The following is a 16,095-nucleotide window of genomic DNA, read 5'->3' on the forward strand; positions in this document are numbered from 1 at the left end:
GAGTTAGCTGGCACGCTCGTCATGGCCGGGATTGTCCCGGCCATCCACGTCATCCACGTCTTGGCCGTGCGGAAGGACGTTACGTGGATGCCCGGGACAAGCCGGGTCATGTCCGCGCCGAAGGTTCAGGGCTCCAATTAGCGTGCCACGCTCGGCTCCGGCTCAGCCGGTGCCTCGCCATTGCCCAGCACGTGAATCGCGCCATCCTTCACCATCGTGACCTTGCGGGTGTGGAAGGCCTCGAGCGTCGAGCGGTGACCGATCGAGACGATGGTGGCCTGGGGCAGCTTCTCCATCAGTAACTGGTACAGCCGCGCCTCGGATGGCTCGTCCAGTGAGGCGGTGGCCTCGTCGAGGAACAGATAGTCCGGCGCGTGCAGCAGCGCGCGGGCAAGCCCCAGGCGCTGCTGCTCGCCGAGCGACAGCATCCGGTTCCAATGGCCGTCCTCGTTGAGCCGCTCGGCGAGGTCGGGCAGCCCGACCGCGATGACTGCATCGCGGATCCGGGCCGCCTGGAAGGCGCCGGGCGCGGCCGGATAGATCACCGCATCCCCCAGCGCGCCGACCGGGAAATAGGGGCGCTGCGGCAGCATCATCAGCTTCGCTTGCGGGGGGATGACGATCGAGCCGGTGCCGAACGGCCAGATGCCGGCAATCGCCCGGAACAGCGTCGACTTGCCGGAGCCCGACGGCCCGGTCACGAGCACGCGCTCCGGCGTCTGGATGGCGAAGCCGTCGGCCGCGACCAGCGGCGTGCCGTTGGGGAGATACACGCAGAGCCTCTCAAGGTCGATATTGCGGCTGCCGCCTGCCGCCTTGAGCTCGATCGTCGCCTGATGCGCCGGCAGGTTTGCCGCGCTGTCGACCGACATCTCGAAGCCGTCGAGACGAGCGACGATCGCACGCCATTCGGCGATCGAACGGTAGGCCGTGACGAAGAAGGACAGGGCATCCTGCACGCTGCCGAAAGCCGAGCCGGTCTGCATCATGTCACCGAGCTGGATGCTCTTGGCGAAGTAGGCTGGCGCCACCACCACATAGGGAAAGATCACCGCGGCCTGGCTGTAGCTTGCCGTGAAAGCGGTCAGGCGCTTGGTCCGCCCCATGATCGCGTACCAGTTGCCGATCACGAAGCCGAAGCGGTCCAGGAGGCGGCTGCGCTCGGCACCTTCGCCCTTCAGCAGCGCGATCTGCTCGGAGTTCTCGCGAACGCGAACGAGGTTGAAGCGGAAATCGGCCTCGAAGCGTTGCTGCTCGAAATTGAGGTTGATGAGCGGTGAGCCGATCCAGTGCGTCAGCGCCGTACCCAATATTGCGTAAACCAGCGCACACCAAAACAGAAATCCAGGGATGACGATATCGGTGCCGTAAAGGTGAAGAGGTGCCTTGTTGGAAAGACCCCACAGGATGACGACGAACGAGGCCAGCGTCACGATGGACGATAGCAGGCCCAGGCCGATCACCAGCGTTTGCTCGACGAAATTCTTGACGTCCTCGGTGATGCGCTGATCCGGGTTGTCGGCAGCGTCGCCCGTGAGCTGCATGCGATAGTGCGTGGCGCCGTCGAGCCATTCGCCGAGATAATGCTTCGTCAGCCATTGCCGCCAGCGGATCTGGAGCCATTGATTGAGGTAGAGCTTGTAGACGGCGAGCGCGATGAAGATGGACGCGAGGCCGAGAAAGATCCAGATCTCCCTGACGAACCGATCCAGATCGTATTCCTGGATCGCCGTGAAGAACCGGTTCTGCCATTGGCTGACGAGGACGTTGATCGCGACGAGTGCCAGCTCCATGGCGACGACCGCCGCAAGCAGGCCGCGGCCGGCCCATTTGTCCTCCGATCGGAAATAGGGGATGGCGATTCGCCAGACGATCGCGAGCGTGGCGCGGATGTTGTTCACAGAGGGAGATCTCCTGAAGGATATTCACAGCGGCCCTGAAGCCAAGCGGCTGAAGCCATGGCGAAAAGGGGGCGCGCTTAGACTAAAGTCGCAAGTTCTACAATTTGCGTTGGCGAGCCGCTGCTTGCAACCCTAGCATGGGCATAACGGCGTGGGGTGGGGGCCTCCAGATTTTCGCGAGCTTGTGAGCAGGCGGGAACCGCTGTTCTCGCGAGGAATTCGCGTCCAGCTCGGGGGTTATCGCTTCCAACGCCAAGCAGGTTCGGCCGTCCACGCGGGCTGCCTGCGTTACAGACGCGTGGGGGAGGAAGACCATGTGGAATCAAATCTATGACCCGCTGCACAGCCCCGTGCTGTCGACGATCGCGGCGGCGATACCCGTCGTCACGCTGCTGGTCCTGATCGCGAGCGGGCGTGTTCAGGCGCACATCGCGGCAATCGTCGCCGTCATCGTCACCAACCTGATCACGATTTTCGTGTTCACCATGCCGGTGAACATGTCGATCCGCGCCTCGATCCTCGGCATCGTGACCGGCTTCTTCCCGATCGGCTGGATCGTTCTCAACGTCATCTTCCTCTACCAGGTCACGGTCACGACCGGGCGGTTCGAATTGTTGAAGCGCGCGGTCGGCGGGGTCACCGAGGACCGGCGGCTGCAATTGCTGCTGATCGCGTTTTCGTTCGGCGCCTTCTTCGAGGGCGCCTCGGGCTTCGGCACGCCGGTGGCGATCACCGGCGCCGTGCTGATTGGTCTGGGCTTCTCGCCGCTTGCGGCCTCCGGCCTGTCGCTGATCGCCAACACCGCGCCCGTCGCCTTCGGCGCGCTGGGCACGCCGATCCAGGGACTCGCCTCGGTCACCGGGCTCGATCCCTACATTCTCGGCGCGATGGTCGGGCGGCAATTGCCGCTGTTTTCGCTGATCGTGCCGTTCTGGGTGGTGTGGGCGTTCGCGGGGTGGAAGGGCATGAAGGACGTCTGGCCGGCGATCCTCGTCACCGCCGTGTCGTTCGCGGTCCCGCAATTCGTGATCTCGAACTACGTCAATCCCTGGATCGTCGACATCGGTGCGTCGCTGATCTCGATGGGAGCGCTGATCCTGTTCCTGAAGGTCTGGCAACCCAGGCAGCTCTGGCTGTCGCCGGCCCTGCGCGGACGCGATGAATCGGCGGCGACCATGGCGACGGCAAAGCCGATCGACAAGACGCCGCTGACGCAAAGCGAGCTCTTCAGCGCATTGTTGCCGTGGATCATCGTCTGCGTCGTCATGCTGGTCTGGGGGAATGGCGGCTTCAAGACTTGGGCCAACTCGATCTTCGTCTGGAACTATCCTGTTCCGGAACTGCACCAGATGATCAACAAGATGCCGCCGGTTGCGCCGGGGCCGACCAAGGAATCGGCTGTGTTCGGCTTCACCTATCTGTCCTTCACCGGCACTGGCATGCTGATCGCCGCGATTATCTCGGGCGTCGTCATGGGCGTGGGTCCGGCCCGGCTCTTGCTCGAATACGGACGCACCATCCGGCTCTGCGCGATCTCGCTGATCACGATCTCGGCGATGCTCGCGATCGGCACGCTGACGCGCCTCTCCGGCGTCGACGCGACGCTGGGTCTCGCCTTTGCCGCAACCGGCGTGCTCTATCCCTTCTTCGGCACGCTGCTCGGCTGGCTTGGCGTGGCGTTGACCGGATCGGATACCTCCTCGAACATCCTGTTCGGCAACCTCCAGAAGATCACCTCCCAGCAGCTCGGTCTGTCGCCGATCCTGATGGCGGCGGCGAACTCGTCCGGCGGCGTGATGGGCAAGATGATCGACGCGCAATCGATCGTCGTCGCCTCCACGGCCACCAATTGGTACGGCCACGAAGGCACCATCCTGCGCTTCGTGTTCTGGCATTCGATCGTGCTGGCCTGCCTCGTCGGTGTGTTCGTGACGCTGCAGGCCTACGTCTATCCGTTCACGGCGCTCGTCCTGAAGTAGCAGGCGGCATATGCCTCGACGCAAGTCCCCGCGGGATGCTCCCGCGGGGATTTTCATGCCTGGAGCCGGCGAACCTTCTCAAAGGCTTTCCGGTCTTATAGAAGACCCGGCAAACCGGGTCGGTCGAGAGGTCTCATGGTGTCTTTGAAGCGGGTTGTGTGTGCGGCGGTCGCGGTGCTGTCGATGTCGGTTGCCGCCGCGAAGGCCGAGGACGGCTTTCCCTTTGGCACCGAGATGACGCTGGAGGCCGTGCCGCAGGCCGGCTCGAAGCGCATTCCGAACATCGAGATCGGCGACAATGGCGAGGTCGTGCTCGAGCTGTGGTGCAAGGGCGGCAAGGGCCAGTTCTCCGTGGCCGGCAACACCGTGATCTTCGTGCCCGGCGCAATCCAGGATCGTTCCTGTCCGCCGGCAAGAGCCCAGGCCGACGACGATCTCGTCGCCGCGCTCGCCGCCGTCGAGACCTGGAAGCGCCAGGGCGATGTGCTCACGCTGATCGGCCCGAAGTCGCTGCGCTTCCGCGAGAACGGGAATTAGCTTGCCGCTGTCGTACCCCGGCTTGACCGGGGTACCCAGTACGCCGCGGCCTCTCGATTCAACACGGATGTCTCGGAGTACTGGATCGCCCGGTCAAGCCGGGCGATGACCGAGAGTTGATATTCGCGTCACGTCACTTCCACACCGACTTGTCGGCATCCCAGCGCTGGCCCTTCAGCTCCTTGGCCAGCGCCTCGATCGAGCCGTTGTCGTCGGGCTGGTCGCCTTCCTCGTCGGCCGCGGCCTCGTCCGAGACGTTGAGCTTCGCGCCCGCGCTCTCGTCGGCGGTCGTCGTTGACGGGCTGCCGATCCAGACCATCAGCTTGTCTGATGTCCCCGGCTTTTCGGCGGAGACGAGTCCGGAGACCTCGATCGTGTCGGTGAGCTCGAGCGCCGGGAAATCCTGGTTCGGCCGCTTGAACACGAGCTTGAGCTTGCCGGTGGTCGGGCTGAAGCTCTGCGAGACCGGCTTGGCCGCGAGCGTCTTGCTCAGCACGCCGGCAATTGCGGTGGCGAGCTTGTCGCGGTTGATCTTGTCGCCGTCGCGCCAGTCGGCGGCGGCGATGCGGATGGTGCGGTCCATCTCGGCGAGCCCTGCGGTCCAGCCGGCAGCCGTGACACCGGGCATCGTCTTGAATTTCGCGAGCAGCGCGGCCGCGCGCTCCGGATCGACCGACATGTTGATGGTCTGCTCGCCGGCGCGTAGCGCATCGCAACCGACCGAGAGGCTTGAAAGCGTTACCTCGACGTCCTGGCCCTTCAGGCTCTTCAGGAAGTCGGTCGCGTTATCGAGCTTGACCTTGACCGCAATCGCCTCCGGCGAAACTTCGGTAAAATCCTTCGGCTGCGGCGTGATGCCGTCGTCGCTGGTCTGGTTGTCAAGAAACTCCTTCTCGCTGAGATCGGCATTGTCGGGCGACGTCACTTCGGTCACGGCTCCGCCGATGCCGATCTGGCCGCGGAACTCGTAGGTGTCGCCGGTGGCTTTTCGCGTCAGCTTGACCGTGACAGGCGCCTTGGCGCCGAGGCTCGAGGTCGTGCCGGTCAGCGTCTGGCCGGAGACCTGGAGATTGACGACGAAGCGGTCCTTGCGATCGGAATTCTTCGCCACCGGATAGCAGACATCGAGCACGGCCGCGGTGACTGTCTTGCCCTGCCGCGTCTCCTTCAGGATGATGTCGGCATTGCCGTCCATCAGCCCGTCGATCGAGGTGAAGTAGCGCGTTTCGGTGCCGCCGGGCGCCGTGGCCTTGGGCGACAGCTTCATCTGGGCGGCTGCGATCCCCGGGGATATCACGAGCAGGGCCGCCAAAAGAGCCGTCGGACAAACCAGAAGCGCGCGCATTGACGAAATCCTCAAATCAGAATCGGCGCGCCACCGTAGTGGGTTTCGGCGGCCGGTTGAATCGGAAAGCGTGGGGCAGGATCGACAAAAAAGAAGGCCGCCCCGAGGCGGCCTTCGCAACATCGTCACGTGAGGGGGGTCTAGAAGCCGCCCATGCCGCCGCCGGCGGGCATCGCGGGGGCTTCGTTCTTCGGCGCTTCGGCGACCATCGCCTCGGTGGTCACCAGCAGGCCGGCCACGGAGGAGGCGTCCTGCAGCGCGGTGCGCACCACCTTGGCCGGGTCGATGATGCCCTTCTCGATCATGTCGACATAGTCCTCGGTCTGGGCGTCGAAGCCGAAAGTCTCGGACTTGTTCTCGAGGATCTTGCCGACAACGATCGAGCCCTCGACACCGGCATTCTCCGAGATCTGGCGGATCGGAGCTTCCAGCGCCTTCAGCACGATGTTGATGCCGGCCTGCACGTCGGCATTGGCGTTGGTGAGGCGGCCGACCGCCTTCTTGGCCCGCAGCAGCGTCACGCCGCCGCCGGGGACGATGCCTTCCTGCACCGCGGCGCGGGTGGCGTTGAGCGCGTCCTCGACGCGGTCCTTCTTCTCCTTGACCTCGATCTCGGTCGCGCCGCCGACGCGGATCACCGCGACGCCGCCGGCGAGCTTGGCGAGGCGCTCCTGCAGCTTCTCGCGGTCGTAGTCCGAGGTGGTCTCCTCGATCTGGGCCTTGATCTGGCCGACGCGGGCCTCGATCTCCGGCTTCTTGCCGGCGCCCTTGACGATCGTGGTGTTCTCCTTGTCGATCACGACCTTGCCGGCGCGTCCCAGCATCTTCACCGTGACGTTCTCGAGCTTCATGCCGAGATCTTCGGAGATCAGCTGGCCCCCGGTCAGGATCGCGAGGTCTTCCAGCATGGCCTTGCGGCGATCGCCGAAGCCCGGCGCCTTGACGGCGGCGACCTTGAGGCCGCCACGCAGGCGGTTGACCACCAGGGTGGCGAGAGCTTCGCCTTCGACGTCCTCGGCGATGATGACCAGCGGCTTGCCCGATTGCACCACGGCTTCCAGCACCGGCAGCATGGCCTGCAGGCCGGAGAGCTTCTTCTCGTGCAGCAGGATGTAGGCGTCCTCGAGCTCGGCGGTCATCTTCTCGGGGTTGGTGACGAAGTAAGGGCTGAGATAGCCGCGGTCGAACTTCATGCCTTCGACGATGTCGACTTCGGTGTCGAGCGACTTGTTTTCCTCGACGGTGATGACGCCCTCGTTGCCGACCTTCTGCATCGCCTGGGCGATCATCTTGCCGATGGCGGCATCGCCGTTGGCCGAGATGGTGCCGACCTGGGCGACCTCGGAGGAGGAGGCAACCGGCTTGGCGCGCTTCTCGATGTCCTTGACGACGGCTGTAACCGCGATGTCGATGCCGCGCTTGAGGTCCATCGGGTTCATGCCGGCGGCAACCGCCTTGGCGCCTTCGCGCACGATGGACTGGGCCAGCACGGTCGCGGTGGTGGTGCCGTCGCCGGCGGTGTCGTTGGTCTTGGAGGCGACCTCACGCACCATCTGGGCGCCCATGTTCTCGAACTTGTCCTCGAGCTCGATCTCCTTGGCGACGGTGACGCCGTCCTTGGTGATGCGGGGCGCGCCGAACGACTTCTCGATGACGACGTTGCGGCCCTTAGGACCGAGCGTCACCTTGACGGCGTTGGCGAGAATGTCGACGCCGCGCAGCATGCGTTCGCGCGCGTCTCCGGAAAACTTGACGTCCTTGGCAGCCATGGTCTGCAATCCCTGTTTGTCGTGATGTCTCGTGCTTGGTGTTATCAGGCGGAATGATGGATGCCCGGATCTGATGACCCGGGCATGGCATTCAGCGGCCGTTCAGGCGGATGGCCCTAGGCCATCACGCCCATGATGTCCGACTCCTTCATGATCAGGAGCTCTTCGTTGTCGATCTTGACCTCGGTGCCCGACCACTTGCCGAACAGCACGCGGTCGCCGACCTTGAGGTCGATCGGGATCAGCTTGCCAGCCTCGTCGCGGCCGCCGGGGCCGACGGCGACGACTTCGCCCTGGGACGGCTTTTCCTTGGCGGTGTCGGGGATGATGATGCCACCCTTGGTCTTTTCCTCGGCGTCGATACGTTTGACCACGACACGGTCATGCAGCGGACGAAATTTGGACTTAGCCATGACGTTTCCCTTTGGAGGCTCGCTTTTCCGAAAGCAGCGGAATGGGTGAGGGCGGCGCTCCGGTTCCCCCTCGTCGGCGAGGGTCGAACGGCGCGCTTAGCAATCGGTCTTTCCGAGTGCTAATAGTGCGCAGGGGATATGGCTTGGCTGCGATCCTGTCAAGCAAAGGTGGTTAAGCGATTGTTGAGGCGGATATAGGATGGTGGCATTGGAAACTCGTTCGGGGCAGAGGCGTATCTCAGGACGTCATTGCCCTGGCTGCGGTTTTGCGCTTGGCTGCGGGAGGGATGCGGCCATGGTCTTGTTCGGGGGAATGCCATGATCAGTTCAGCTCACGCGCGCACGGTTGCCAATCTGGCGGCGGCCTCCTGCCTGGCGCTGCTGCTCGGCGCCTGCGGCGGCGGTATGAGCCTGCCGTCCTTCTCGTCGTCCCAGCCGGCGGTCGAGACCGAGCCTGGCGTTGCGCCGGAAATGCCGGCCTCGATCCGTGCCGACGAGATCGTCGGCCGCTGGGGCCTTGCCTCGTTCCAGAACCCGGCCGACCGTGCCCGCACCGAGGCGGCGGCGCGGGCCCAGTGCAAGAATCCTTACGTGATCGGCGCCGGAACGTCCGGCGGCGTGGTCATGCATCTGGCCGACCAGGCGACGCCCCAGGAACTGCGGTTGAAGGGCTCGCCGAGCGGCAAGAACTATATCGGCCCCTCCGGTCCGACGCCGGGCGAGCAGGACCGCGAGATCGTCTCCTTCGACGGCCGCGTCATGATCACCCGCTTCGTCGACAAGGACGCCGCCACCCGCTACGGCAACATGGTCTACGTCCGCTGCGCGCCGAGGGCGTGATGTTTGATTGTCGTTCCGGGGCGGTCCGCAGGACCGAACCCGGAACCTCGAGATTCCGGGTTCGATGCTGCGCATCGCCCCGGAATGACAGCGTGAGATGAAGCCCCCAAAACAAAAACGCCGGCATCCGCCGCCGGCGTTTTGCTGTCTCTTCCGGCGCGTTCGCTTAGTCGAACAGCGCGTCGATGTCGTCCTGCGAGGCGTGGCCGACGTCGCCGGCGAGCTTCGGGCCATTGAGAAGCTTGTCGTCCTCGCTGCGGGTGTCGACCTGGGCCGGCACATGGGCCTTGATCGCGTCGACGCCACCCCAGATGTCCATCATCGCATTGATGTGCTGCTCGATGAACTTCATCGTGGTCATGACCTTGCTGATGCGCTGGCCGGTCAGGTCCTGGAAGTTGCACGCCTCGAAAATCGAGATGACGCGTTCCTGGATGTCGTCGGCGAGGCGCTTCTGCTGGTCGACCGAATCGACCTTGCCGAGCGCGGAAGCTGCCTGGTCGATCGACTCGGCGGCTTCGAGGATCTGCTGAGTCGCCTGTTCCGTACCGCCGACCACTGCGCCGAGCTCGCCATTGACCTTGGCCATCTCGCCGCCGTCGAAGCTCTTGCCGTGCAGGGTCGCGATCTCGCGCTTGGTGCGGTCGATGGCGTCGTGGATGAGGTCGAGTTCGACCTTCAGCTTCTCGCACTGCTCGATCTGGGCCCGATAGGTCTCCAGCATCGTGCGCGCTTCTGAAAGCTCCTGGGCGGTGGAGGCGTCGATCGCGGCCATCGCCGCGCTGCCGGACAGGGGCACGCTGCTCTTCGCCATCTGTGCGCGGATCGCGCGCAGCTCCGCCATAATCTCGTTGTGCATCGGGCCTGCCTCTTCTGCTACGTCAAGAATCGGCATCTCGCCACCGACGATGTCCTCGACACGAAAACGCTTGCGGTGAACAGCCATCAGGATACTCCCCCACCTCACTCACGCGTCTTTGTAGACAGAAGCGATTTAACACGAGGTTCACAACCGGAACTGTTGTGCGGCCGCGCGCGACGCCGCGCCAACGCACGATTAACCATGCGGCGTTGCCCTTCATCGAAAATAAACGCTGATCGCCAAATTGCCGCGCCGTTCGCGACGTGGTGAATCGAAACGCCTGTCCTGTTTACCAAACGCAACGGAGTTTGCTCTTTATTGACCACGTCGAGGACGCGGCAATCAGCCAACGCGTCCTGCGGCGAATGCAACTAGACGAAACAGTACAGAGTACGTCGATGTTCAAGAAGATGTCTGTCGCGCTGCTCGGCAGCGCATGCGCTTTCATTGTCGGCGCCACCGGCGCGAGCGCCTTCGACAATACCGTGCCGAACGATCCGCCTGCGGTGCTCTACCAGCCGCACGTCGCCCCGGCGCCGGTACGCGTCGCCTCCAACGCCAATATGGGTGGCGGCTTCATCGAGTTCCTGTTCGGCGATGGTCCCGGCCGCGGCCCGGCCTATGCGCCGCAGCAGTCGATCTATCAGCAACAGCCCGCTTACGCCGATCCGCACCGCATGCCGCCGATGGGCGAGCCGCAGATGCAGGGTGGTTATCAGCAGGGCGCAAGCTACCAGCAGGAGGCGGTCGATCCGCGCCAGCGCCCGTTCGATCCGAAATTCGAGAAACAACTTGTTGACTATAGCGGCAAGGAAAGTGCCGGCACGATCGTGGTCGATTCCAACAACAAGTTCCTCTACCTCGTCGAGGGCAATGGCCGCGCGATGCGCTATGGCATCGGCGTCGGACGCGAGGGCTTCACCTGGACCGGCGTGAAGTCGATCACGGCCAAGCGCGAATGGCCGGATTGGACGCCGCCGGCGGAAATGCTCGCCCGCCGTCCCGATTTGCCGCGGCACATGGAAGGCGGTCCGGAAAACCCGCTCGGCGCGCGCGCGATGTATCTCGGCTCCACGCTCTACCGCATCCACGGCTCCAATGAGCCCTGGACCATCGGCACCAATGTCTCCTCGGGTTGCATTCGCATGCGCAACGAGGACGTCATCGACCTCTACGGTCGCGTCAATGTCGGCACCAAGGTCGTGGTGATGTGATCGCTTGACGTTTGAAATGAAAACGGCCGCCTCATCGGCGGCCGTCTTTGTTTGGTGCTGAGAGCAGCCTCACGCGTAATCGCTGCCGCCATCGTCGCCGCCGCCGAAATCGCTGTCGTCGGCCACGTCGATATTGCCGTTGTCGTTGTTGTCGTCATCCTGATCGTTCGACGCCTGGTCGAAGAAGCCTTGACGAGAATCCCGGTTGGATCCGATGTCGTCGAGGCCGGCATCGCGCGCCAGCGAGCCGCCGGAGGCGTCGCTGCTCCACGGCGAGCCGCCACCACGCTCCTCGATGATGGTGGTATCGCCAAAGGCCTGGTGCGATCCGCCGCCCATCATGCCGCGGATGCTGGAGAGCAGCAGCGAGCCGCCGACCACGCCGGCTGCAGCAGCCGCCGCCGTGCCGAGGAACGAGCCGCCGCCGCCCATCGGGGGGACGCCATAGCCTTGTCCGTAACCCTGGCCCTGTCCGTAAGCCTGACCATAAGGCGGCTGGCCATAGCCCGGCTGGGCCGGCTGCATCGCCTGGCCGCTGTTCCAGACAGGGCGGGAGTCGCGCGGCGGCACGTTCGGAACCGAGCCGCGCGATTGGCCTCCGCCGAACAGGGTGTCGCGCATGGTGTCGAGGAAGCCGCCGGATTGGGGCTGCTGTGGCGCCTGCGCCGCTTCCAGTTCCTGGATGCGGTTATGGGCGCGCTTGAGCGCTTCGTCCTGCAGCAGCGTGGTCTGCACCAGCGCATAGACGGCGCCGGGCGCCTTGCGTAATCCGTCCGAAATCGCGGCGATCGCGTCGGGATCGCGCGGTGCATTTTCCAGTTTCGAAAGCCGGTCGAAAAGGTCGTCGACGAGCTGGCGTTCCTGCGGCGTCATGGTCGGTCTCCCTCGCGCGAAACAAGCGCAAGCGGGATGTAGGGTTCCATTGTGGCCCCAACAGAGCCGGCCGGATTAAATTTCGGTATGCGACTGACTGCCCCAAGGCCTACCTTTCAAGCCTTACCCTTCAAGGCTTACCTCTCAGGGCCGGCTGGCTTTTGCCGGCTTCATCCCAATGTCACATGGCTGGTCGCGAGAAGCTGCGCGAAGGCGTCGCTGGCGAGATAGGCATGCTCGCGCTCGCGGACTTCGGTCATCGGGTCGAGGCCGGTGAGGATGTCGTCGACGAAGCCGGGATGGCACATCACGAGGCCGCCGTCAGGCAGGCCTTCCAGGAACTGCCGCATGAGCTCGCCGAAATCGGCCGCGCGCGTGAAATCATAGGCGCCGGCGAAAGCGGGATTGAACGAAAGACCGGCGCGCGCGGCGTGGCGGCGAAATTGCGCGCTGAGGAGATCGAGCACCATGGCCTTTGGAGAGACCAGCCGCCGTGTCAGCGGCAAATCACGTCCGCCTTGGCGCACCCAGGCCTTCGGCGCGATCTCGCTGACGGCGTCGACAAAGCCGTCGCGCACTTGCGGAAACAGCTGCACATGTTGATGGCCGTCGACGAAGTCGGGCGGCCGGCCGAAGGCTTCCGCGAACGCGAGAAGCTGCGCCCGCACCTCATTGCGAAAGAACTCGCTGTCGAGCCGTCGCAGGAGCCCGGCGCGCAGCAGCTTGGGAAAGGCCATGAACATGTCGCCGTCGAGCGGACGGAAGTGCATGGTGAGAGGGCGGAACGGCGCCGACAAGGTCACGTGCAATCCGATCGCGCAGCGCGGGCTCGCTATCGCGGCGGCCTGAAGCGCCTCGACTTCGCCCGGCTCGATTGCGGGGCCCACCATCATCACCGAGGTGGCGTTGAGGCGGCCGCGCGCGACCAGGTCGCGAATGGCACGGTTGACGCCCGGGCTGATGCCGTAATCGTCGGCGCAGAGCCAGATCTTCCGCGGCGCCGCCGCCGCGCTCATTCGGCTGCGGTCCTGCTCGACGCGTCCTGGCTCGAGGCGTCTTGGCTTGAGGTGTTTTGGCTTAAGTCGTCTTGGCTTGAGGTGTTTTGGGCCTTGTCGGCCTCAAAATGCTTTTCGCTATGCTCGGCAACGAAGTAGATCGGACGCGCCTTCAGCTCGGAGAGGATCTTGCCGATATATTCGCCGACGATGCCGATCATGATGAGCTGCACGCCGCCGATCGTCATCAGGCCGACCACCAGCGAGGGATAGCCCGGCACCTGCTTGCCGGTCGTGAACACCTCCCAGAGGATCGAGAGACCGAACAGGAAGGCGACGCCTGCGAGGAGGATGCCGAGCAGGCTGGCGAAGCGCAGCGGCGCCACCGAGAAGGATGTTACGCCTTCGATCGACAGGCCCAGCAGGCGCGCGGCGCTGAAGGTGGTCACGCCATGGACGCGCGGGGCGGGTTCGTAGTCGACGCGGATCTGGCGGAAGCCGATCCAGCTTGCGAGCCCCTTGAAGAAGCGGTTGCGCTCCGGCAGTTGCCTCAGCGCCGTGACCGCGCGGGGTGACAGCAAGCGGAAGTCGCCGGCATCCTCCGGGATCTTCTGGCGCGCGCCCCAATTGATCAGCGCATAGAAGACGTGCACGGCAAGGCGGCGCAGGAAGGGCTCGTTGTCGCGATGCGCCTTGGCGGTATAGACGACGTCATAGCCGTCCTCGATCCAGTGCCGGACCAGCTGTTCGACCAGCGCAGGAGGATGCTGGCCGTCGCCGTCCATGAACATCACGGCGCCGAGCCGGGCATGGTCGAGGCCGGCCATCAGCGCCGCCTCCTTGCCGAAATTGCGCGACAGCGACACCACCTGCACGTCGACCGCGTCGGCCGGCAGCGCGCGCGCAACCGACAGCGTCGCATCGGCGCTCCCGTCGTCGACATAGACGACTTCGCAGGCGAGCCGATAGCGTTGCCGCAGGGTCTTGGCGATGTCGCAGATGCGCTGGTGCAGCCCGGCGAGGCCCGCCGCCTCGTTATAGACGGGGACGACAATCGACAGCCCCTTCGCAGCGGCGGTCGCCGCGGTGGTGGTCAGGCCGGAAACGTCAGAGCCCAGCGTCATCGATCAAGGTTCCAGAGGCATTGAGGTCGTCCCGTCTGCATATGGTAGCTGATGCTTGCTGTCGCCACGCTGAACAGAGCTGCCCAACAAACTTGGATTCATTGCCCCAGGAACGCTGCGAGCTTGGCGAACAGCGGGTTCTCCCGGTCGAACACATAGTCGAGCGAGACCACCGAGACGGTCTCGGCGCCATGTTCGCGCAGGAAGCTCGCCAGCGCATAGAGCTGCCCCGGTGGGCAGTGCAGCGTGAGCATGCCGGACGAGGTCGGTGCACCGAACGGGGCTTCGACGCCGAAGCGGCTATGGGCTTCGGCGAGCAGCGCGGCGTCGCACTGCCTGAACCGGGTCCGGACCTCGCGGTATTTGTTGGCGCGCGCCCGTGCCGCGATGTGGTCGAGGATGACGCGCGCGGTCTCGCGGGCCTGCGGCGACCAGTCCGCGCCTTTCGAGGCCACCAGATTGGCCTGGCTGCGCAGGATCACGCCGTCGTCGAGCACCCGCAGGCCGTTGGCGGCGAGCGTCGCGCCCGTCGTGGTGATGTCGACGATCAGTTCGGCGCTGCCGGCCGCGGGTGCGCCCTCGGTCGCGCCCGCGCTTTCGACGATGCGGTAATCGCTGATGCCGGCTTGCGAGAAGAACGCGCGGGTGAGGTTGATGAACTTGGTCGCCACCCGCATCCGCATGTGATGCTGCTCGCGGAAGCCGGTGGCGACATCGTCCAGATCAGCCATGGTGCGGACGTCGATCCAGGCCTGCGGCACCGCGACGACGACGTCGGCATAGCCGAAGCCCAGCCCGTCGATCAGCGACACGCGCTTCTCCGCGTCAGCGATGTTCTCCCGCACCAGGTCTTCGCCGGTGACGCCGAAATGCGCCAGGCCGCGGGACAATTGCGCGGCGATCTCGCTCGCCGACAGATAGGCCACCTCGACATTGTCGAGGCCCGCGATCGTGCCGCGATAGTCGCGGGCGCCGCCGGCCTTGGACAGCTTGAGCCCGGCGCGGGCGAAGAAAGCTTCGGCGTTTTCCTGTAGGCGGCCCTTGGAGGGAACGGCCAGAACGAATGGCGCGCTCATCGATTAAGCCCCCACCTTGCGGCCGATCCTGGTCAGCGCGTCCACCCAGACCGAGAAGCCGACTGCCGCGATGGGAGCGGGCGATCCGAGTTGGGTCATCAGTCCATCATAGCGGCCACCGGCCACCAGCGGCTCGACGCCGTTGCCCCGGTGATGCAGTTCGAACTCGAACCCGGTGTAGTAGTCGAGGCCGCGCCCGAACGCGGTCGAGAAGCGCGTGCTCTTCACGTCGATGCCGCGCGCGGCCATGAAGCCCACCCGGCTCTCGAGCTGGTCGATCGCAGCATTCAGATCGAGCCTCGCCTCGGCGGTGAGCGCGCGGAGCGCAGCGACCGCCTCGTCCGGATTGCCCGAAATCGACAGGAAGCGCTTCAGCACCGCGATCGCCTCGGCCGGCAACGCGCCGCCCTTCAGCGTCGACTGCTCGAGGAAGCGGTCGGCGATCTCGGCCGTGGTGCGGCCGCCGACATTGGTGGTGCCGGCAATCGACATCAGATCGGTCACGAAGGCCAGCGCCGCCTTGCGGTCGGAGCCCGCGAGTGCGGCCAGCACGCCTTCATATTCGCTGCGGGCCGCGGTGGTCTCGGCCGCCAGCCGCTCCAGATCCTGCTCCAGGCTGATCTTGCGGTTGAAATCCTTGACCAGGCGCCGGCGCCAGACCGGGTACAGGTTGAGCGCGTCGAGCAGTGCGTTGAAGAGCGCGACGTCGCCGGTGCGGATCTCGACGTCGCGCACGCCGAAGGCGGCGGTCGCCTCCAGCGCCAGCGCCAGCGTCTCGGCATCCGCGGCCGCGCGGTCCTGGCGGCCGAACGATTCGATCCCGGCCTGGAGGAACTCACTGGCCTGTCCGCTGCGATAGCGGAACACGGGCCCCAGATAGCTGAACCCGGCCGGCTGGCCCGCCCGGTTCGACGCGAGGTAGTCGCGCGCCACCGGGATCGTCAGGTCGGGGCGCAGGCAGAGTTCTTCGCCGGACAGGTCCGTCGTCAAATAGAGGCTCTTGCGGATGTCCTCGCCCGACAGGTCCAGAAACGGCTCGGCCGGCTGCAGGATGGCGGGCTCGGCCCTGACATAGCCCGCCTGCGCGAACGACAACAGCAGCGCATCCGCCCAGGCGGCGGAGCCGGCAGCATTTGAGGTGGCAGTCGCGGTCATCTCGGGGTCCAT

At 65.1% G+C, this 16,095-nt stretch carries 14 protein-coding genes; 4 read left to right on the forward strand and 10 right to left on the reverse strand.

All coding sequences use genetic code 11. The features are described 5' to 3' along the window. Positions 1-137: 137 nt before the first annotated feature. Positions 138-1,901, reverse strand: coding sequence for an ABC transporter ATP-binding protein/permease (locus tag JQ621_RS18240; RefSeq protein WP_212236049.1), 1,764 nt, complete (start codon positions 1,899-1,901; stop codon positions 138-140). Between the two features lie 314 nt (positions 1,902-2,215). On the opposite strand from JQ621_RS18240, the gene JQ621_RS18245 reads away from it, so the two are divergent. Then, complete coding sequence (locus tag JQ621_RS18245; protein ID WP_212236050.1) at positions 2,216-3,880, forward strand: L-lactate permease; 1,665 nt, start codon at positions 2,216-2,218, stop codon at positions 3,878-3,880. 135 nt (positions 3,881-4,015) lie between these two features. Further along, complete coding sequence (locus JQ621_RS18250; protein ID WP_212236051.1) at positions 4,016-4,417, forward strand: META domain-containing protein; 402 nt, start codon at positions 4,016-4,018, stop codon at positions 4,415-4,417. 133 nt (positions 4,418-4,550) lie between these two features. On the opposite strand, the gene JQ621_RS18255 is transcribed toward JQ621_RS18250, so the two are convergent. The 3 genes from JQ621_RS18255 to JQ621_RS18265 all read right to left on the reverse strand — a co-directional run bounded on the left by JQ621_RS18255 (position 4,551) and on the right by JQ621_RS18265 (position 7,944). Further along, entirely contained in the window at positions 4,551-5,762 is a 1,212-nt protein-coding gene (locus tag JQ621_RS18255; protein ID WP_212236052.1) for a hypothetical protein, read from the reverse strand. A gap of 140 nt (positions 5,763-5,902) precedes the next feature. Further along, the gene (groL, locus tag JQ621_RS18260) at positions 5,903-7,531 is read right to left on the reverse strand and encodes a chaperonin GroEL (RefSeq protein ID WP_212236053.1); all 1,629 of its coding nucleotides are present in this window, start codon (positions 7,529-7,531) and stop codon (positions 5,903-5,905) included. 116 nt (positions 7,532-7,647) lie between these two features. After that, positions 7,648-7,944, reverse strand: a complete 297-nt coding sequence (locus JQ621_RS18265; RefSeq protein WP_014491914.1) for a co-chaperone GroES — start codon at positions 7,942-7,944, stop codon at positions 7,648-7,650. 318 nt (positions 7,945-8,262) lie between these two features. Here JQ621_RS18265 and JQ621_RS18270 point away from each other — a divergent pair, with 318 nt between their 5' ends. Further along, positions 8,263-8,784 (forward strand): hypothetical protein, encoded by a 522-nt coding sequence (locus JQ621_RS18270; RefSeq protein ID WP_212236054.1) that lies wholly within the window; start codon positions 8,263-8,265, stop codon positions 8,782-8,784. A gap of 166 nt (positions 8,785-8,950) precedes the next feature. Here JQ621_RS18270 and JQ621_RS18275 read toward each other — a convergent pair whose 3' ends face one another. Then, a complete protein-coding gene (locus JQ621_RS18275; protein ID WP_212236055.1) occupies positions 8,951-9,730 on the reverse strand; it encodes a protein phosphatase CheZ in 780 nt (259 codons plus the stop codon). Between the two features lie 314 nt (positions 9,731-10,044). Between JQ621_RS18275 and JQ621_RS18280 the strand changes: the two genes are divergently transcribed. Beyond that, complete coding sequence (locus tag JQ621_RS18280) at positions 10,045-10,860, forward strand: L,D-transpeptidase (RefSeq protein ID WP_212236056.1); 816 nt, start codon at positions 10,045-10,047, stop codon at positions 10,858-10,860. A 69-nt stretch (positions 10,861-10,929) separates the two neighbouring features. On the opposite strand, the gene JQ621_RS18285 is transcribed toward JQ621_RS18280, so the two are convergent. From JQ621_RS18285 to JQ621_RS18305, 5 genes are all read right to left on the reverse strand, one after another. Then, positions 10,930-11,733 carry a DUF2076 domain-containing protein gene (locus tag JQ621_RS18285; protein WP_212236057.1) on the reverse strand — a complete coding sequence of 268 codons (804 nt, stop codon included), beginning with the start codon at positions 11,731-11,733 and terminating at the stop codon, positions 10,930-10,932. 170 nt (positions 11,734-11,903) lie between these two features. After that, the gene (locus JQ621_RS18290; RefSeq protein WP_212236058.1) at positions 11,904-12,749 is read right to left on the reverse strand and encodes a ChbG/HpnK family deacetylase; all 846 of its coding nucleotides are present in this window, start codon (positions 12,747-12,749) and stop codon (positions 11,904-11,906) included. Next, positions 12,746-13,852 carry a glycosyltransferase family 2 protein gene (locus tag JQ621_RS18295; protein ID WP_212236059.1) on the reverse strand — a complete coding sequence of 369 codons (1,107 nt, stop codon included), beginning with the start codon at positions 13,850-13,852 and terminating at the stop codon, positions 12,746-12,748. The genes JQ621_RS18290 and JQ621_RS18295 overlap by 4 nt, the downstream gene beginning before the upstream one ends. A gap of 98 nt (positions 13,853-13,950) precedes the next feature. After that, positions 13,951-14,928, reverse strand: a complete 978-nt coding sequence (gene hisG / locus JQ621_RS18300) for an ATP phosphoribosyltransferase (RefSeq protein WP_212236060.1) — start codon at positions 14,926-14,928, stop codon at positions 13,951-13,953. A 3-nt stretch (positions 14,929-14,931) separates the two neighbouring features. After that, complete coding sequence (locus JQ621_RS18305; protein ID WP_212236324.1) at positions 14,932-16,083, reverse strand: ATP phosphoribosyltransferase regulatory subunit; 1,152 nt, start codon at positions 16,081-16,083, stop codon at positions 14,932-14,934. Positions 16,084-16,095 lie beyond the last annotated feature (12 nt).

Source organism: Bradyrhizobium manausense, from assembly GCF_018129685.1.
Lineage (GTDB): Bacteria > Pseudomonadota > Alphaproteobacteria > Rhizobiales > Xanthobacteraceae > Bradyrhizobium > Bradyrhizobium manausense_D.